At 66.2% G+C, this 17,771-nt stretch carries 14 protein-coding genes; 4 read left to right on the forward strand and 10 right to left on the reverse strand.

The window, feature by feature from the left end; all coding sequences use genetic code 11:
* Positions 1-201: 201 nt before the first annotated feature.
* Positions 202-639, forward strand: coding sequence for an RDD family protein (locus ABIA70_RS09870; RefSeq protein WP_354147431.1), 438 nt, complete (start codon positions 202-204; stop codon positions 637-639).
* A gap of 16 nt (positions 640-655) precedes the next feature.
* On the opposite strand, the gene ABIA70_RS09875 is transcribed toward ABIA70_RS09870, so the two are convergent.
* The 4 genes from ABIA70_RS09875 to lipB form a co-directional block, all read right to left on the reverse strand.
* A complete protein-coding gene (locus ABIA70_RS09875) occupies positions 656-1,024 on the reverse strand; it encodes a DUF3817 domain-containing protein (protein WP_354147432.1) in 369 nt (122 codons plus the stop codon).
* Between the two features lie 104 nt (positions 1,025-1,128).
* Positions 1,129-1,899 carry a DUF4191 domain-containing protein gene (locus tag ABIA70_RS09880; protein ID WP_354147433.1) on the reverse strand — a complete coding sequence of 257 codons (771 nt, stop codon included), beginning with the start codon at positions 1,897-1,899 and terminating at the stop codon, positions 1,129-1,131.
* Positions 1,900-1,985: 86 nt separating this feature from the next.
* Complete coding sequence (gene lipA, locus ABIA70_RS09885; protein ID WP_354147434.1) at positions 1,986-2,993, reverse strand: lipoyl synthase; 1,008 nt, start codon at positions 2,991-2,993, stop codon at positions 1,986-1,988.
* Entirely contained in the window at positions 2,990-3,658 is a 669-nt protein-coding gene (gene lipB, locus ABIA70_RS09890; protein ID WP_354147435.1) for a lipoyl(octanoyl) transferase LipB, read from the reverse strand. Before lipB ends, lipA begins: the two co-directional genes overlap by 4 nt.
* Positions 3,659-3,809: 151 nt before the next feature.
* Here lipB and ABIA70_RS09895 point away from each other — a divergent pair, with 151 nt between their 5' ends.
* On the forward strand, positions 3,810-5,759 hold the full coding sequence (locus tag ABIA70_RS09895) for a protein kinase domain-containing protein (protein ID WP_354147436.1): 1,950 nt from the start codon (positions 3,810-3,812) through the stop codon (positions 5,757-5,759).
* An 85-nt stretch (positions 5,760-5,844) separates the two neighbouring features.
* On the opposite strand, the gene ABIA70_RS09900 is transcribed toward ABIA70_RS09895, so the two are convergent.
* Complete coding sequence (locus tag ABIA70_RS09900) at positions 5,845-6,738, reverse strand: TIGR01777 family oxidoreductase (protein ID WP_354147437.1); 894 nt, start codon at positions 6,736-6,738, stop codon at positions 5,845-5,847.
* Between the two features lie 73 nt (positions 6,739-6,811).
* Here ABIA70_RS09900 and ABIA70_RS09905 point away from each other — a divergent pair, with 73 nt between their 5' ends.
* The gene (locus tag ABIA70_RS09905; protein WP_354147438.1) at positions 6,812-10,333 is read left to right on the forward strand and encodes a S41 family peptidase; all 3,522 of its coding nucleotides are present in this window, start codon (positions 6,812-6,814) and stop codon (positions 10,331-10,333) included.
* A gap of 66 nt (positions 10,334-10,399) precedes the next feature.
* On the opposite strand, the gene ABIA70_RS09910 is transcribed toward ABIA70_RS09905, so the two are convergent.
* The 5 genes from ABIA70_RS09910 to ABIA70_RS09930 all read right to left on the reverse strand — a co-directional run bounded on the left by ABIA70_RS09910 (position 10,400) and on the right by ABIA70_RS09930 (position 16,526).
* Entirely contained in the window at positions 10,400-10,828 is a 429-nt protein-coding gene (locus ABIA70_RS09910) for an OsmC family protein (protein WP_354147439.1), read from the reverse strand.
* 176 nt (positions 10,829-11,004) lie between these two features.
* Positions 11,005-11,355 (reverse strand): hypothetical protein, encoded by a 351-nt coding sequence (locus ABIA70_RS09915; RefSeq protein ID WP_354147440.1) that lies wholly within the window; start codon positions 11,353-11,355, stop codon positions 11,005-11,007.
* Between the two features lie 160 nt (positions 11,356-11,515).
* Positions 11,516-13,300 (reverse strand): 2-oxoglutarate dehydrogenase, E2 component, dihydrolipoamide succinyltransferase, encoded by a 1,785-nt coding sequence (gene sucB / locus ABIA70_RS09920; protein WP_354147441.1) that lies wholly within the window; start codon positions 13,298-13,300, stop codon positions 11,516-11,518.
* Between the two features lie 128 nt (positions 13,301-13,428).
* Positions 13,429-14,814, reverse strand: a complete 1,386-nt coding sequence (gene lpdA / locus ABIA70_RS09925; protein ID WP_354147442.1) for a dihydrolipoyl dehydrogenase — start codon at positions 14,812-14,814, stop codon at positions 13,429-13,431.
* Positions 14,815-15,008: 194 nt separating this feature from the next.
* A complete protein-coding gene (locus tag ABIA70_RS09930; RefSeq protein WP_354147443.1) occupies positions 15,009-16,526 on the reverse strand; it encodes a leucyl aminopeptidase in 1,518 nt (505 codons plus the stop codon).
* 264 nt (positions 16,527-16,790) lie between these two features.
* Here ABIA70_RS09930 and ABIA70_RS09935 point away from each other — a divergent pair, with 264 nt between their 5' ends.
* Positions 16,791-17,729: a proteasome assembly chaperone family protein gene (locus ABIA70_RS09935; protein ID WP_354147444.1), complete on the forward strand. Its 939-nt coding sequence runs from the start codon at positions 16,791-16,793 to the stop codon at positions 17,727-17,729.
* Positions 17,730-17,771: the final 42 nt, after the last annotated feature.

Consider the following 17,771-nt stretch of genomic DNA (forward strand, 5'->3'; position numbering starts at 1 on the left):
TGAAACTGCTCTTAGCCTATGGACGCGGCATTTCCCGTCCATGTCCACATTGTTTCGGGCAGGTTACAGAATGCCCTGATCAGGCAACGCTACCGGGTGTCCACAGTGTGGTCTAGCCGGTTCCACTCTGTGAACGGCGGTGAGACCGCCGATCCGCTTGCGTGGCGCGGACGTCCGACGGCGGGTCGGTAAGCTGGGATCGTGGTAGATCGCAAAGACTTAGGCTCCTGGCTCACCGGGCCGGACACGTCAGGCATTTCAAAGTACCCGGGGGAGCGGCTGGGGCTGCCGGAATCCGGTTCCGGCTCCATTGCCCGGGCAGGCCGGCGCATTGCCGCGATCATGGTGGACTGGGGGATCGCGCTGCTGATCAGCAACTTTGCCTTCGGCGGCGACGCCTGGGCCACGCTGGCTGTCTTCGCTGCTGAACAGATGCTTCTGGTTGGCACGCTCGGTTACAGCATCGGCCACAGACTTGCGGGAATCCATGTTGTCCGGCTGGGCGGTGGTCCTGCCGGCCCCCTCGCCGGGGTGGTGAGGGCGCTGCTTCTGTGCCTGGTGATTCCCGCGGTGATTTTCGATCCGGACCACCGCGGCCTGCATGACAAAGCCATGAACACGGTCCTGGTCCGCAGGTAGGCGGCAAGCGCCCCGGTCAGACTGGTGACTTCGCCTGGGCACCGGCCCGTGCCGCAGCGGAATCAGCGGCGCGGGGAGTGAGGTATCCTCGTCCACCGGCCCAGCGTTCAAAGGCGATGGTGGCAAAGGGGAGGACCGCCGACAGTCCGGCGAAGAGGGCCACTGCAAAAGGCCAGCGCTGGAGCCGCCACAGGACCAGCGCGGTGACGCCGTAGCCCACAAACAGTGCACCATGTACCGGACCGGCTATTTCCACCCCGATCTCGGTGGTTCGCGCAATCCACTTGAAGTACATGCCCGTCAGCAGCGCAGCCCAGCTGAACGCTTCTGCAATGGCCAGAATGCGAAAGGCGCGGATAGCGAGGGTCTTAGGGTCAGTCGTCACGCGTATTCTTCCAATCTCAGGCGGTTGTGTTCACACAGTGTTTCCACCCGGACAAAAAACCGCCCCGGTTCCAGCCGAGCCGGAACCGGGGCGGTCCAATGGTTCTAGCGTCCGCGGTTGGGACGCGCCTTGTAGGGGTCGATTCCCTTGGGAATCGGGAGGCCTTTGCCGAGCGAGGAAATCCGCTTGGAAACCGCGTTCACCTCAAGCTTGGTCAGTTCGTTCTTCAGCTTGGTCATCTTTTTGGCAACCTGGCTGATGGGCACCTGCCCCTTGCCCCGGCCGCTTTCGATCACATGGACAGTGACGTTGGGGAGGATGCGGGCCAGGCGTTTGCGTTCGGCGTCGAGCATCGGCTTAACGCGCACGGTGGGGCCTTCGCTGACAAGTACGACGCCGGGGCGCCCGACTGCCCGGAATACGGCGTCCTGGGTGCGCGGGTTCACGGCGACCGGCTGATCCTCAGTGATCCAGCCGCGCTTGAGCGTACCCAAGGCTGCACCGGAGGCGCCGGGCTGGTTCTCGATCTGTGCGAAGGCTGCGCGTTCGGCACGCCGCGAGAGGATCAGGGTTGCGCCAAGCAGGCCCAGCGGGATGCCGATGATCAGGCCGGTGATCCAGTTCTCCAGCCAGAAGCCCACCAGGAAGCTGAGTGCCACAACACCCAGGAATACCAGCAGCATCAGCCACGGGACCATGGGGTCATGCCGGCGGGTCATGTTGAAGACCTCGCCGATCTGCTTGAGCCGGCTGGGCTTTTTGACCTTTGCTTCTTTGGGCTTACGCGAGAAGAGGCCACGCTTCGGGGCGCTTGAGCCCGTTACCGCGCTTGAGCCCGACGGAGTGGTGTTGCTGGAATCAGGGGATTTCGCCATAGTGCCTCAATTCTACGTGATTTAAGCCTGAAGGCCGGACGCCGGAAATAGTCCGGTGCCGGCCCTCAGGAATAAGAAAATGCGGCTTAGGCCCGGGCTGCGAGCAGTGAGCTGGCTTCCTGGCGGGTGCTGCCGGAGGACTCGATGTGGGCGAGGTGGGCGGGGATTTCCCAGCCCTTCTTGCGCATCGCGGTGGCCCAGAGCCGCCCGGCACGGTAGGAGGAACGGACCAAAGGGCCGGACATGACGCCGAGGAAGCCCAGCTCCGTGGCCTCGTCCTGGAGGTCCACGAATTCCTGCGGCTTGACCCAGCGGTCTACCGGCAGGTGCCGTTCGGACGGGCGCAGGTACTGGGTTATGGTGATCAGGTCACACCCGGCCTCGTGCAGGTCCTTCAGGGCTTCGGAGATTTCCTCGCGGGTCTCGCCCATGCCCAGGATCAGGTTGGACTTGGTCACCATGCCCAGGTTGCGTCCTTGGGTGATGACGTCGAGGGACCGCTCGTACCGGAAGGCCGGACGGATCCGCTTGAAGATCCGCGGGACCGTCTCGACGTTGTGCGCGAAGACCTCGGGCTTGGAATCGCAGATCGCCGCGATGTGCTCGGGTTTGCCGGAGAAGTCAGGGATCAGCAGCTCCACACCGGTGCCGGGGTTCAGCTCGTGGATCTTCCGCACCGTCTCCGCGTACAGCCAGACACCCTCATCGGCGAGGTCATCCCGGGCCACCCCGGTCACGGTGGCGTAGCGCAGCTGCATGGCCTGGACCGAGCGGGCCACCTTGGTGGGTTCGAACCTGTCCACCGGGGAGGGCTTGCCGGTATCGATCTGGCAGAAGTCACAGCGCCGGGTGCACTCGGACCCGCCGATCAGGAACGTGGCCTCCTTGTCCTCCCAGCACTCGAAAATGTTGGGGCAGCCGGCCTCCTCACACACCGTGTGCAGGCCTTCCTTCTTGACCAGGTTCTTCAGCTGGACATATTCCGGACCCATCTGGACCTTCGCCTTGATCCACTCCGGCTTCCGCTCCACGGGAACCGCCGAGTTCCGCTGCTCAACCCGGAGCAGCTTGCGGCCTTCTGGTGCCAGTGTCATAGGAGAGCTCCTTCGGGGGTGGCCACTAATACGTCTTCATTTTTCTGCAGTTCTTCGATGACCCGTGCAACCAGGTCCGCGGGTGTGACGTCGCGGCCGGTCTCCTGGGCAATGGTGGTCACACCGGCGTCGGTGATTCCGCAGGCAATGATCTGGCCGTAGGGGGCGAGATCGTTGTTGCAGTTGATCGCGAACCCGTGCATGGTGACACCTTCGCTGACGCGGATGCCAATGGCCGCGATCTTGCGGGCCGGACCTTTGGCATCTGCGTTGAGCCAGACCCCCGCCCTGCCCTTGATCCGCTCAGCCACAATGCCGTAGTCCGCCAGGACGGCGATAATCACAGCTTCAAGGCGTTCAACGTAATCGCGGATGCCGGCCGGGTTTTTCAGTTTGATGATGGGGTAGCCCACCAGCTGGCCGGGTCCGTGCCAGGTCAGCTTGCCGCCGCGGTCCACAGCCACCACGGGAGTTCCGTCGAAGGGGCGCTCGTGGTCCTCAGTGCGCTTGCCGGCGGTGTAGACGGCGGCATGCTCCAAGAGCAGGACAGTGCTGGGGGAAGTGCCTGCGAGGACGGCGTCGTGGATTTCGCGTTGGAGTTCCCAGCCGCGCGTGTATTCAACGAAGTCCGGGGCAAGACCCACCTGTGAAAACTCAAGAGTCATGCCTTCCAGCTTAGACCCCGGGCGGCGGCGCCTCCCTTTAAGTGTCAAACCTCTCACGGAACCCCACGGAGGATCCGCGGGGTTTCATACTGCCGCCCTGGGCCTGTGGATAACTTCTGCAGATGCCTCAGGATTCCGCTAGACATGTGTCATGACAAATTTCGCGGCTCCGGTGGTTCCCGGTTTCGTGGTGGGCCGCGTGCTGGGCCGCGGCGGAAGCTCGACAGTGTGGCTGGTGACGGAGGAAAAGACCGGCCGGGACTTCGCCCTGAAATGTCTGGGAAGCCAGGGTGGCAGCGAAGCGGGGGCCACGGCAGCCGAACTCTCCGGTGCGGCCGGGGAGGAAGCCATCCGCCGTGAAATCCGGATCCTTTCCGTCCTGGACCATCAGCATCTCATCAAGGCCCACGACGCCTTCCACTGTGACTGGCAGGGCGCAGCGGAGAAGGCCCGCGGCGCAGTCGGCCTGCTCCTGGACTATGCGCCGGGCGGCTCGCTGGCGGAACTGGTAGGCAGCCGCGGGAAACTCAGCATCGGGGAGACAGTGACAGTGCTGACTCCCATTGCCCAGGTGCTTGGTTATCTGCACGGCAAAGGATTCACCCACGGCGACGTGTCGCCCGGCAACGTGCTGTTTACCGGACACGGCAAGCCAATGCTTTCCGACGTCGGCATTGCAAGGATGGTGGGTGACGCCTCTCCTGTGCCGGACCACGGCACCGCGGGGTTTATGGACCCATCACCGGTGGATGCTGTCAGGGCCGGGCTGCAGCCGGAGCGTGACGTTTACTCCCTGGCCGCGCTGGGGTGGTATTGCCTGACGGGGGAGGCACCCCGGCGGACCGCGGACCGGCCGCCATTGCCGCTCCTGCTCCCTGATGTTCCGGCCGACCTCGCAGCGGCCCTGGAAGCAGGTCTCAACGAGGACCGGCGGCTGCGGCCCACAGCCTTTGAACTGGCGACGGCGGTCTACCGGAGCGCACCGCCGCTGCCGGTGGACCTTGCCTCGTCGGTCCATTCCACGGTCATTCCGCAGCTGCTGACCAGGCGCCGCGTCCCGGATGGTCCCGGCAGCGCTTTCGGGAAGGGCCTCCGGGCCTGGTGGCGAAGGATCTCGACCTCGCGCTGGTCCGGGCTGGTCGGCGCACGCCAGGTGCTGCCCTTTCCGGAAGGTGGACGGGCGCTGCCTCCCCGGCCGCGGACGTCGGGGACCATCGTCCGGGCCGGAACGGACCCGGGTGCCGAACCGGCAAAAAACGCCTCACGCGGCAAACACTCCCTGGAAGCCCATCCCGGGCTGCACACCGAAGATCCAAGCCCCGGGCTGCACACCGCAGAACCAGTCCCGAGGCTGCACGCGCGGGACCCGGTACTGAAGCGACGGGAAGTAGAACCCGGCGCGAAGCGGAAGGCAGCCGGTCCTGCGTCCGGAGAGAGCGGCGGGCGTGTCCCGTCCACTGCGGCAGGAACCCGACGAAGACGGGGGACCCTGCTGCTGGCGGCGGGGGCAGGCGCCCTGGTGGCGGCGGGCATCTGGATCGCCGCGGCCTTCGGGCCAGCGGGTCCATGGACGGCGCAGGCCGGAACCGGGGAGCCGCCAGCCAGTTCCGTGGCAACCAACGGCGCGGGTGCCACGGCCGGCAACGGATCCGGTCAGGGAAGCGGCACACCCGCTGAGTCCCTGATCCCCGCCGAGGTTTCGGCGCGGCTGGACTCGGCAGACCCGCTGGAAGCCGTCCGCGGGCTGGCCGCGGTGCGGTCCCTGGCGTTCAGTTCCGGCCGGCTGGAGCTGCTTGACATTGTTAACGTCCCGGGTTCTGCGGCCTCGGCAGCGGACACGCGCCTCAAAGACCAGCTCCAGGCATCGGGCAATGTCCTCGACGGTTTCACCAGCACCGTAGCGGATCTGACCGTCCAGCCCGGGAGTTCGTCGGTCCGGGCCGTTGTCCGGGTCACCTCCGCTACATCCCCGTATGAGGAAAAGGACCGTTCCGGGGCGGTGGTGGCCGCGGCCTCGCCCGGTGCGGAGCAACAACTTCGGCTAGTGCTGGTTTCCGCTGACGGGCGTTGGCGGATCACAGATGTCCTGCCCGGGTCCTGAGCCAGGCGCGCCGGCCCGAAGCAGCCCCCGCCGGATGCAGCCGCCGCTGGAGCCGCCGCCGCCACCGGTTATCGGTGAGGGCGGGTCAGTCCTTGGCAGCAACCCAGGCCGCAGCCTGGGCAAGGGTCGGGTGCCTCCACGTGAAGCCTGCCGTGGTCAGAGCCGCCGGTTCCATCCGCTGGCTGCCCAGCAGGAGCTCGTCGGCCAGCTTGCCCATCACCAGCCGCAGGATCGGCGCCGGAACCCGGAACACTGCGGGCCGGTGGAGTGCACCCGCCAGGCGCGCGATGAGGTCATTGACATCCGCAGCCTCGGGAGCGCAAACATTGACCGGACCTGACAACGGGGATTCGAGCAGGAAGCTGAAGGCTGAGGACACGTCCGGTTGCGTGATCCATGGCCAGTACTGGCGGCCGTTGCCCAGCGGTCCGCCGACGCCAAGACGAAGCAAGGGCATGAGCCGGCCCAACGCGCCGCCCTTCCTGCTGAGGACGACCCCCGTCCGGGGCGTGACTACCCGGACTCCTGCCGGGGCGCCATGCGCGGCAGCTTCCCACTCGCTGCAGATCTGCGCCATGATTCCTCTGCCGTTCGGGGAATCCTCGCGAAGGGCGGCGGCCCCGCAATCGCCGTAATAGTTGGAGCCCGACTGGCTGACGAAAACCCTGGGCGGGCTGTCCACCTTGGCCATCGCTGCGGCCAGGGTCCGGGTGGGGTCCAGCCGTGAACTGAACAGTTCGTCGATGCGTCGGCGGGTCCAGGGGCGGTCCCCTATACCGGCTCCGGACAGGTTGATCACGGCGTCCGCGCCCTCAAGATGGGCTGGATCAAGCTCTCCGGAGTCCGGGTCCCAGCGACGTTCCAGCGGCGAAGCCGGGGCACGCCGCACCAGGCGGATGACCTCGTGGCCGCTCGAACTCAGGTGTGCGGCCAGATCGCTTCCGATGAGGCCTGAAGCTCCGGCCATGATGATTCGCATGATCCATCTCACCACGCCCGGCACGGCGGCGGCACCTCCCGTCCGGCCTGCTGACTTTGACTATGATCGAACGATGACTTCTTCGAGCTACCTCCGGTTTCCGCACGTCCACGGCGATCTGGTCACGTTTGTGGCTGAGGACGATGTCTGGATAGCTCCGCTGGGCGGTGGCAGGGCGTGGCGCGTTTCGTCCCTGCAGTTGCCCGCCCGTAACCCGCGGTTCACCCCGGATGGCAAACGGCTCGTATGGACCGTCGTCCAGGGGACGTCCCCCGAAGTGGTTTCGGCCGAGGTGGACGGCGGAGGTTACCGCCAGCTGACGTACTTCGGCCACGCCACCACCAGGGTGAAGGGCTTCACCGCACGTGGCGAGGTTGTGGTGACCAGCGCCTTCCGGCAGGCCGAAAGCCGGCACACCTACGCCTACCGCGTTCCGGTTGACGGGGGCTGGGCCGAGGAACTTCCGTTCGGACCGGTGGAATCTGTGGCCTTCGGCCCGGAGATCGGCGACGAACGTCCGGTGGTCCTGGCCAGTGTGCTCTCGCGGGAGCCCGCCTGGTGGAAGAGGTACCGCGGCGGCACGGCCGGCAAGCTCTGGATCGACGCTGACGGGAACGGCGAGTTCGAACGCCTGCTTCCGGACCTTGACGGAAACCTCACCGATCCCCTGTGGGTTGGAGGCCGGATCGCCTTCCTCTCCGACCATGAGGGATACGGCAACCTTTACTCCGTGCTTCCGGGCGGTGGGGACCTCCGTCGACACACGGACCACGAGGATTTCTACGTCAGGCACGCCGCAACCGACGGCGAGCGGGTCATCTTCGAATCCGCCGGTGAGCTCTGGATCCTGCATGACCTGGCCTCGGACGCGGTCCGGCTGGACATCTCCCTGGGCTCTGCCTCGCAGTCGCGGCGGCCCGGCCTCTTGAAGACCACCAAACACCTGGGCGAGGTCGTGCCTGATTCCAGCGGCTCCGCCAGCGCCGTGGAAGCCCACGGCACGATTCACTGGATCCGGCACAAGGACGGGCCTTCCCGCATTGTGGAGGCCACCCCGGGCGTCCGTGCGCGGCTCCCCAGAGTGCTCGACGGCGGCCGCCTCGCATACATTGCCGATCACGACGGCGTCGAAGCAATCCACATCAAGGAAATTGCCGCACAGCTTCCCGGCCTGGCAGTTCCGGCTCCGCAGGCAGCACCGGCGCCCGGTCCGGACACCACGCCCGACACCGGGCCGGACACCGCGGAAGCACAGTTGCCCCGGCCGGTTCCAGCCACGACGTCCGCGCCCGTGGCGACCCCCGCCGTCGTCTCCGGTGCCGGTGATTCCGGTGCCGAGGGTCCACGTGCCGAGGTGCCGGCGGCCGACGTGGGGGACAGCCCGGCGCAGGTTGCAGCGGATGCCGCAGCAACGGCACCAGGGTCACGCATCGACTTCCCGAAGCCGTCACGCACCAGTGCCATGGAAGCGAGTCCGGACGGCCGGTGGCTGGCGCTGGGCACTTCCTTCGGCGACGTGTACCTGGCGGATACGGCCTCGGGCGTACTTTCCCTGGTCACCACCATCGGCGAGGGTGCGATCGAGGAGTTGGCGTGGTCGCCCGATTCTCAATGGCTGGCCTGGTCCGAACCTGTCACCTCGTTCGGCTCCCGGAGCAGGCTGAGGCTGGCCGGCGTCACGGGCTTCGCCGACGGCATCGTGGAGGTCACTGACGGCCGCTTCCGCGATGAGTCACCCAGCTTTACCCCGGACGGCAAGTTCCTGGCCTTCCTTTCCAACCGCAGCTTTGACCCGGTCTATGACGGGCATTCCTTCGACCTGTCCTTCCCGAGCCCCATCAAGCCCTATCTCGTGGCACTGGCCGCCACAACGCCGTCGCCCTTTGGTCCGGCCGTTGACCTGGAGCCGGCCGTGACCCCGGAGGGTGGGGACGCCCCGGACGCTGCCGCCGGCACGGCCCGGGTCCAGGTGGATCCGGAAGGGTTGGCCCACCGGGTCATCGGGGTCCCCGTTCCGCAGGGCAACTACACCTCCCTGACGTCCACTGAGGATTCGCTGCTTTGGCTGGACTGGGCCCTTGCGGGCGTTACCGGCGACGGCAAAGCGAGCAAGGATGACAAGGACTCGCGTCCGAGCCTGGTCCGGTTCGACCTGGCACGGCGGAAGTCCGCCACGCTGGTGGAGGCACTGGACAGCTACCGGCTCTCGGGTGACGGCAGGAAGGTGGTGCTGATCAACGACAAACAGGTCAGCGTGGTCCCCTCTACGGCCAAGGCGGACGAAGAATCCGGCCAGCTGGTCAAGGTCGATCTGGGCAGGATACGGGTGATGATGGACCCCGTCAGTGTCTGGGGCCAGGCCTTTGACGAAGCCTGGCGCCTGCAGCGCGACTTCTTCTGGACCGAGGATATGGCCGGTCAGGACTGGGCGTCGATCCACAAGAGGTACCGTCCGCTGGTGGACCGCCTGGGGTCCCACGATGATCTGGTGGACCTGCTGTGGGAGCTGCACGGTGAACTGGGTACTTCCCATGCCTACGTCAAGCCTGCGGCTGTGACCGAAAACGGCAGCAACGGCCAGGGGCGGCTCGGGGCCGACCTTACGCTCACTGCGGCCGGCTGGGAGATCAGCCGCGTCCTTGCCGGCGAATCATCGGATCCGCTGGCCACGTCCCCGCTGACGCGGCCCGGTGCCGGGGCCCTGGCAGGGGACGTGCTGCTGGCCATCGACGGGGTGCCGCTGTCAGCTACCCTGACGCCGGCCATGCAGCTTGTGGGCGCCGCAGGACGGGCAGTCGAACTGACGCTCCGCAACGGGCCTGGTCACGGGGACAAAGCCGGCGGGCAGCGGCGGATTGCCGTCATCCCGGCCAGGGATGAGGAACGCCTCCGCTACCAGGAGTGGGTCGCCGCGAACCGCCGGACCGTCCGTGAGGCGTCCGGAGGCCGCTACGGCTACCTCCACATCCCGGACATGATGGCCAATGGCTGGGCGCAGCTGCACCGGGACCTCGATACCGAAACCGCACTCGACGGCCTGATCGTGGACGTCCGCCGGAACCGTGGCGGCCATACGTCCCAGCTGGTCGCAGAGCTGATCGGCAGAAAAGTCACCGGCTGGAGCATGCCGCGTGGCGAACGCCCCCGGACCTATCCCCACCATGCCCCGCGCGGACCGGTCGTCATCCTCGCGGATGAATTTGCCGGGTCCGACGGCGACATCATCACCCAGGTTTCCAAGCTCCGGGGCATCGGACCGGTCATCGGGACGCGGACCTGGGGCGGGGTGGTGGGCATTGACAACAGGTTCTCCCTCGCCGACGGTACGGGCGTAACCCAGCCGCGGTACGCCAACTGGTTCAGCGGCGGCGTGGGGTGGTCAGTGGAGAATTACGGCGTGGACCCCGACATCGAGGTGGCCTACCCGCCGCACGCTTACGCCGCAGGCCGGGACCCCCAGCTGGAGTACGGCATCGGGGCCCTGAAGGAAATGATCCAGGAGCTGCCCACGGACATGCCGCCGGCACGGGAAGGTTACCGTCGCCTCAAGCCTGCGCCGCTTCCTGCGCGGGCCAACGCACCCGAGGGCCACTGACGCCAACGCAGAAGGCCCTGCCCCGCCCGGATGATCCGGGAGGGACAGGGCCTTCTCTGTCGCCTTTTAGGCGTCGAGCGTGGCGTCCATGGTGATGTCAATGCTTGCCAGGGCTCCGGAGACCGGGCAGCCGGTCTTGGCCTCGCCGGCGATCCGCTGGAAGTCCTCTTCGGAGATCCCGGGGATCCGTGCTCCGACGGTCAGGTGGCTTCCGGTGATGCCGGTGCCGGGAACGAATGTCACGTCGGCCTTGGTGCGCACCTCTTCGGGCGTGTGGCCGGCCTGGGCGAGCATGTTGCTGAAAGCCATCGAAAAGCAGCTGGCGTGGGCCGCGGCAATGAGCTCTTCCGGGCTGGTCTTACCCTCGGCGGCTTCGGTGCGTGCCTTCCAGGTAACGTCGAAAGTGCCCAGGCCGGAGCTGTCCAGCGTGGTCTGACCCGACCCTGCCATGAGGTCGCCGTTCCATACTGTGTGCGCTGTGCGTGTTGCTGCCATGTCCACTCCTTGATGTCGGTTCGAACCGGGGCTGGCCGCTGCCTGGCCCCGCCGGTTCCCATCCTAGGGATTCCCCGACGGCTACGCACGGCGTGTCCGCTCTCAGTGGATAAACAACGACGGCGCCGCTCCCCACATGCGGGGTGCGGCGCCGTCGTCGGTTGTTCGGTGGCCGGTCAGTTCCAGAGGGTGGCGATGGCCACGTTGAGCAACGCCAGCCCGCCGACACCATGGGCGAGTCCCTTGCTGATGTCCTCGCCCTTCTTGTACTTGCGGCGGCCGATGAAGGCGAGCACACCCACGGCCAGGGCGATGGCAAACTTGACGCCGAGCTTGAAGTAGTTCGCATCCATGTCCAGCGCCGGGATCAGGCCCATCAGCACAATGCCGGTCAGGAGCTGCAGCATCGCACCGTCAAACTGGCGCGGATGGACGGTGGGCTTCTTCATCTGGCCGATCCAGATGCCCACGATCATGGCGGCGCCGACGATGTGCAGGAAAACCACGATGTTATAGACAATTTGCATGGCCCCAGTCTAGCCAGAAGTTTCTACGCAACGTAGTAAGACCCGCGCGGCTTCAACCCTGCCTGCTCGGGGAACAAAACGGCGACGGCGGCGCGGCCTCCGGTGGTTTCCCACCGTGTCCGCGCCGCCGTCGCCGTTGGAGCTTCTGGAATCCTTGAGGCTAGAGCCCGAGGTCTGCCTCGAAGGCGCCTTCTTCGAGGCGGGCCTTCAGGGTCTGCAGGAAGCGTCCTGCGTCCGCGCCGTCCACCAGACGGTGGTCGTACGTGAGTGACAGGTACATCATGGAGCGGATGGCGATCGAGTCGTCACCGTTCTCATCCGAGACCACTACCGGGCGCTTGACGATCGCGCCGGTACCCAGGATGCCAACCTGCGGCTGGTTGATGATCGGGGTGTCGAACAGTGCGCCGACGGAGCCGATGTTGGTGATGCTGAACGTGCCGCCGGACAGTTCGTCCGGACCGATCTTGCCGTCGCGGGTGCGGCCGGCGACGTCGGCGATCTTGCCGGCGAGTCCTGCCAGGTTCAGGTTGCCGGCGTCCGTGATGACCGGAACCAGCAGGCCCTTGTCCGTGTCCACGGCGATCGCCAGGTGCTCGGCGTTGTGGTACGTGATCTCCTGCTTGCCTTCGTCGTACGCAGCGTTGAGCTTGGGGTGCTGCTTCAGTGCCTCGGCAACAGCCTTGGCGATGAAGGGGAGGAACGTGAGCTTGGTGCCGTTCTGGGCCTGGAAGGAGTTCTTGGCCTTGAGGCGGAGCTTGGCCACCTTGGTCATGTCCACTTCGTGCACCTGCGTGAGCTGGGTGGAGACCTCGAGGGACTCGCGCATGCGGCGGGCGATGACCTGGCGGATGCGGGGGGCCTTCTGCGTGGTGCCACGCAGCGAGGAGGCAGCCGGGCCGGCCGGGGCAGCGGATGCTGCCGGTGCCGATGCCGCGGGAGCCGATGCAGCCGGGGCGGCCTTGGCTTCAGCGGCGGCGATGACATCCTGTTTGCGGATGCGGCCGCCCACGCCGGTGCCGGAGAGGGAGGTGACGTCCACGCCGTGCTGGTTCGCGAGCTTACGGACCAAAGGCGTGACGTAGCCGGACTCACCGCCGGCAACTGATTCCGTGGCCGGGGCAGGAGCCGCAGCGGCGGCAGGCGCAGCCGCGGGAGCGGGGGCAGCCTCAGCCTTGCGCTCTTCAGCCTTGGGCGCTTCGGGAGCGGGGGCGGCTGCTGCCTCGGGGGCCGGGGCGGGCGCCTCCGGCTTAGCCTCGGCTGCGGGAGCCGGGGCGGCGGGCTCTGCTGCCGCGGGGGCAGCTGCACCGGAGCCGATGACCGCGAGGACAGCGCCTACTTCGGCGGTTTCATCCTCGTTGACACGGATTTCCTGCAGGGTTCCAGCAACCGGGGAGGGGATCTCGGTGTCCACTTTGTCGGTGGATACCTCCAGCAGCGGCTCGTCGACCTCGACGGTGTCGCCGATGGCCTTGAGCCAGCGGGTCACGGTGCCTTCGGTAACGCTTTCGCCGAGCGCAGGCAGGGTGACATCGTGGCTTTCGCCACCGGAAGCAGCGGGTGCCTGCTGGGCAGGGGCGGCCTCTTCGGCGGGTGCCTGCTCTGCGGGAGCCTCGGCCGGGGCTGCTTCTGCGGGAGCCGCCGGGGCCTCTTCGGCCGGTGCGGCTGCTTCGGGGGCTGCTGCCTCAGGGGCTGCGCTACCGCCGGAGCCGTCGCCGATGCGGACCAGGGGAGCGCCGACCTCGGCGGTCTCGTCCTCGGCGACGAGGATTTCTTCGATGATGCCGGCTATCGGAGAGGGGATTTCGGTGTCTACTTTGTCGGTGGAGACCTCGAGCAGCGGCTCGTCCACCTCTACCCGGTCACCTACCTGCTTGAGCCAGCGGGTGACGGTTCCTTCGGTGACACTCTCACCGAGGGCGGGCAAGTTAACGGATTCAGACATGTCGTCCCCGTTCTCCTTATTGATCTTAGTGCGGATGGTTGCTGCCTTGTTTTGAGCTTAGTGCACCCGGCAGTTCGGGCCGGGCGCACTAAGGCTCAAGGGTCTTGCGGTGGTGCGGGCGGGGCTGATCAGCCGTGCAGGGCCTTGCCGGCCAGCGCCAGGTGTGCCTCACCCAGGGCTTCGTTCTGGGTCGGGTGGGCGTGCAGCAACTGGGCCACATCCTCCGGGTAGGCTTCCCAGTTCACGATCAGCTGGGCCTCACCGATCTGCTCGCCCATTCGGGAGCCGATCATGTGGACGCCTACGACGGGGCCGTCCTTCTGGCGGACCAGCTTGACCAGCCCGCCGGTGCCGAGAATGGAGCTCTTGCCGTTGCCGGCGAGGTTGTACTCCTGGATCTCCACCTGGTCCTCGCCGAACTTCTCCCTGGCACCCTTTTCGGTGTAGCCAACGGTCGCGATTTCAGGTTCCGAGTAAGTGACCTTGGGGATATTGACGTCCTCGACGACGACCGGCTTCAGGCCGGCGATCTCCTCGGCGACGAAGATGCCCTGCTGGTAACCGCGGTGTGCCAGCTGGACACCCGGGACGATGTCGCCCACGGCGTAGACATTGCCGACGCCGGTGTGCAGGCGTTCGTTGGTGATGACGAAGCCGCGGTCGATGGTGACGCCGGCTTCTTCGTAGCCAAGGTTGGCGGTGACCGGCCCGCGGCCCACTGCCACGAGGAGAAGGTCCGCTTCGAAGGTCTTGCCGTCAACGAGGGTGACCTTGACGCCGTCGTCGTTCTGCTCGACTCCCTGGAAGAAGACGCCGGTGGAGAACTTGATGCCGCGCTTCTTGAAGGCGCGCTCAAAGTTCTTGATAATCGCAGCGTCCTCGTTGGGAACCAGCGAGGGCAGGCCCTCAACAATGGTGACGTCCACGCCGAAGGACTTCCAGACGGAAGCGAACTCGACGCCGATGACGCCGCCGCCGAGGATGATGGCGCTCTTGGGGATGAAGTCCATGGTGAGCGCTTCGTCGGAGGTGATGACCTTGCCGCCGATTTCCAGGCCCGGCAGGGTCCGGGAGTAGGAACCCGTTGCGAGGATGATGTTCTTGCCCTTGTAGGCGGTCCCGTTCACAACGATGGTGTCCGTGCCCTGCAGCTTGCCTTCACCCTCGATGACGGTGATGCCCTTTTTGCCCTTGATCAGACCCTGCAGGCCCTTGAACTTGCCGGCGATGATGCCGTCTTTGTAAGCGTTGACGGCGGTGATGTCGATGCTGTCCAGTGTCACGTTCACGCCGTATTTGGCGGAGTCGCGGGCGTGGTCGGCCAGTTCTGCCGAGTGGAGGAGGGCCTTGGTGGGAATGCAGCCGTTGTGGAGGCACGTGCCGCCCAGCTTGCCCTTCTCCACGAGGCCGACCGTGAGGCCGAGCTGTACGGCACGCAGGGCGGCGGCGTATCCGCCGCTGCCGCCACCGAGTACCAGGATGTCGAATTCTTGCGCAGTTGCCTGATCGGCCACTTAGACGCTCCCTCGCGTGAATGATGACGCGAGAGTACGCATCATCTGGTCTTGGAACTTGTACTGCCGTGATTATGCCAGCAGGCAGGTTCTCTTGCATTTGTGACTACCGTTGTTCACCTTAGCGAACCACTTATCCATGCTCCACCTTGCTGCCGCGTTTGTGGAGCGCTTGTGTCCAGTCTCACGCGGCCTCAGGGCAGGAGGTCCTCCACATAGGCGACCAGGGTCCGGACGGTGCAGCCCGTGCCCTGCTTGTGGGTGTAGCCATAGGGGCTCCCGTTGTTGAAGGACGGACCGGCGATGTCGATGTGGGCCCAGGGAATCTGTTCCCCGTCTTTCCCCTTACCCACGAACTCGCGGAGGAAAACGGCGGCGGTCATCATGCCGCCGTGCCGTTCGCCGATGTTGGCCAGGTCCGCGACCTGGGAATCGATGCTCGGACGCAGTTCTTCCGGCAGCGGCATGGGCCAGACAAGTTCTCCCGCGCGGTCTGCGGCGGCTTTGAGGGGACCCGTGACGCTCTCCGAGCCCATCAGGCCTGCGGTCCGGTTCCCCAGCGCAATGAGCTGTGCGCCGGTCAGCGTGGCGACGTCGATAATGGCATCCGGGTATTCGCGGCTGGCGGCGGTGATTCCGTCGGCCATCACCAGGCGGCCTTCGGCATCGGTGTTCAGGACCTCGACGGTCTTTCCGCCGAACATCGTCAGGACGTCCGCGGGCCGTGACGCGGCACCGCCGGGCATGTTTTCGGCGATGCAGAGCCAGGCCGTGGCCTTCACGGGCAGGCCCAGTCCGGCGATCGCCAACACAGTATTAAGGACGACGGCGGCTCCGGCCATGTCGCTCTTCATGTCGCCCATGCCCAGGGCCGGCTTGAGGGAAATGCCGCCGGTGTCGAAGGTGATGCCCTTGCCAACGAGCGCGATCTTCGCGGCCGCCTTGGCGGGGGAGTACTCCACCTTGACCAGGCGCGGCTGGCGGGAGGAGCCCTTGCCCACGCCCATGATGCCGCCGAACCCTTCCTTCTCCAGGCGCTTCTCGTCCCAGACCGTCACCTTGACCGGCAGGCCCTTGGACAGCTCCTTCGCTGCCTCGGCGAAGGATTCCGGGTAAAGGTGGCTGGGTGGCTGGTTGACCAGGGAACGCGTGGCGTTGACGGCTTTGCCGATCAGGCCTGCCCGGGTCAGTGCGGCACCCAGTTCCTGGCTTTCCGGAACCGAGGTCCAGATCACAGCGCTGCGGACCGGGTCCTTCAGCCCGTCGGCCGATGACCGGTACTCGGTGAAGGAGTAGGCGCCGAGTGCGGCACCTTCGGCGACCGCCGCGACGTCGGACGTTTCCGCCGTCGGGAGTGCCAGGACAACGGTGGGCAGCCCGGCCAGCTGGCGAACGGCGGAACCCGCGGCACGCCTGAGCGCCTCCGCGGTCAGCGGACGGTCAGCGGAGATTTTGCCCACACCTGCGAGGACAAGGACCCCGGCTCCCGTTTCCGGCAGGCCGGGGAGCCGGACGATCTGGTCCGCCGCGCCGGTGACACCAAGGGCTTTAAGGGAATCGGCCAGGGCCTCGGCCGATTTTCCGGTCAGGGGGTTACTGAGAAGCACCGGGCCGTCCGTGCCTTGTCCCACACCAATGACGACGGCGTCACTGGGGGTCCTCCTCAGGTCCTTCGAGAGGGTACTAAGGTTGATTTCAGTATTTTTGACCATGGTGCAAGTCCTCAATTCTCGAAAAGGCTGTCCGCGCTGGAGGTGTGCCAGGCGCCCGGCCATGGAAATCTGGCGGCCGTCCGATCGGGGACGGGACCGGGTGCCGGCTAAGTCCGTCCGGCACGCCATTGTCGATCGTAGCCGCTGTGGACGCCCGCTGCCGGTATTGCGGGAGACCTGCGCCACATCCGGGATGGGCGGAATGCGGGGCTGCCCGGCCGCGTTGTAGAAGATATCCACCCGAACCCACGAAAGGAAGACGCCGTGCTTGAACGGATTTCCGGCTCCCTGCTGGACCCCGATGCGCTATATGCGAGCAACATCGAACTGTTCCACAGCCCGGCGCTCCGCGGGCTGAACCTGGTGATGGGTTTCACCGGCTTCGCCGATGCCGGCCACGTGGTTAAGCAGATCAACGCGGAGCTGCTGGACACGCTCGACGCCGAGACGGTGGCTGTTTTCGACGCCGACCAGCTCATCGACTACCGGTCCCGCAGGCCCCACGTGTCCTTTGTGGAGGACCATCTGCAGGACTACCAGGAGCCCAGGCTTGCGCTCTACAAACTGACGGATGGCCTCGGCAGCCCGTTCCTCCTGCTGGCCGGCTTCGAGCCTGACCTGCAATGGGAGCGCTTTGCCCGCGCGGTCGTCGGCATTGTGGAAAAACTGGATGTGAACCTGGTGACGTGGATCCACTCCATTCCCATGCCTGTGCCGCACACGCGCCCAGTGGGCGTGACCGTCCATGGCAACCGGCCGGAACTGATCGAGGGGATTTCGGTCTGGAAACCCACCGTGGAGGTCCCGGCGGCGGTGGGCCACATCCTGGAGCTGCGGCTGCTGGAAGCCGGACGGAATGTTGCCGGATACGTGATCCACGTCCCGCACTACCTCGCTGAAGCGGAATACCCAACGGCTGCCGTGGCCGGCCTTGAATTCCTCGGCGCGGCTACGTCGCTGATGATGCCCACGGACAGGCTGCGCGAAGCCGGCAGGGAAGTGGGCCGCCAGATCGCTGAACAGATCGAAGCCTCTGAGGACGTCCAGCAGGTGGTTGCCCGCCTCGAAGCCCGGTACGACGAAAAGGCTGAAGGCACAGTCCGCCGTTCACTTCTCGCCGATGAAAACGACGAACTGCCCAACGGGGACGAGCTCGGGGCTGCGGTCGAGGCCTACCTGGCCCGCGAGAACCCCGGCACGTAATCTGCACGTCAGAAGGTCTGCCTGCGGCGTCCGCCTGGCAGA

Source organism: Arthrobacter sp. 754, assembly GCF_040548695.1.
Lineage (GTDB): Bacteria > Actinomycetota > Actinomycetes > Actinomycetales > Micrococcaceae > Arthrobacter.

Bases quoted from the DNA above. Each gene is read 5' to 3' on its own strand.
- ABIA70_RS09880 (WP_354147433.1), bottom strand. From the start codon at position 1,899: ATGGCGAAATCCCCTGATTCCAGCAACACCACTCCGTCGGGCTCAAGC.
- lipA (WP_354147434.1), bottom strand. From the start codon at position 2,993: ATGACACTGGCACCAGAAGGCCGCAAGCTGCTCCGGGTTGAGCAGCGG.
- lipB (WP_354147435.1), bottom strand. From the start codon at position 3,658: ATGACTCTTGAGTTTTCACAGGTGGGTCTTGCCCCGGACTTCGTTGAA.
- ABIA70_RS09895 (WP_354147436.1), top strand. From the start codon at position 3,810: ATGACAAATTTCGCGGCTCCGGTGGTTCCCGGTTTCGTGGTGGGCCGC.
- ABIA70_RS09900 (WP_354147437.1), bottom strand. From the start codon at position 6,738: ATGCGAATCATCATGGCCGGAGCTTCAGGCCTCATCGGAAGCGATCTG.
- ABIA70_RS09905 (WP_354147438.1), top strand. From the start codon at position 6,812: ATGACTTCTTCGAGCTACCTCCGGTTTCCGCACGTCCACGGCGATCTG.
- ABIA70_RS09910 (WP_354147439.1), bottom strand. From the start codon at position 10,828: ATGGCAGCAACACGCACAGCGCACACAGTATGGAACGGCGACCTCATG.
- ABIA70_RS09915 (WP_354147440.1), bottom strand. From the start codon at position 11,355: ATGCAAATTGTCTATAACATCGTGGTTTTCCTGCACATCGTCGGCGCC.
- sucB (WP_354147441.1), bottom strand. From the start codon at position 13,300: ATGTCTGAATCCGTTAACTTGCCCGCCCTCGGTGAGAGTGTCACCGAA.
- ABIA70_RS09930 (WP_354147443.1), bottom strand. From the start codon at position 16,526: ATGGTCAAAAATACTGAAATCAACCTTAGTACCCTCTCGAAGGACCTG.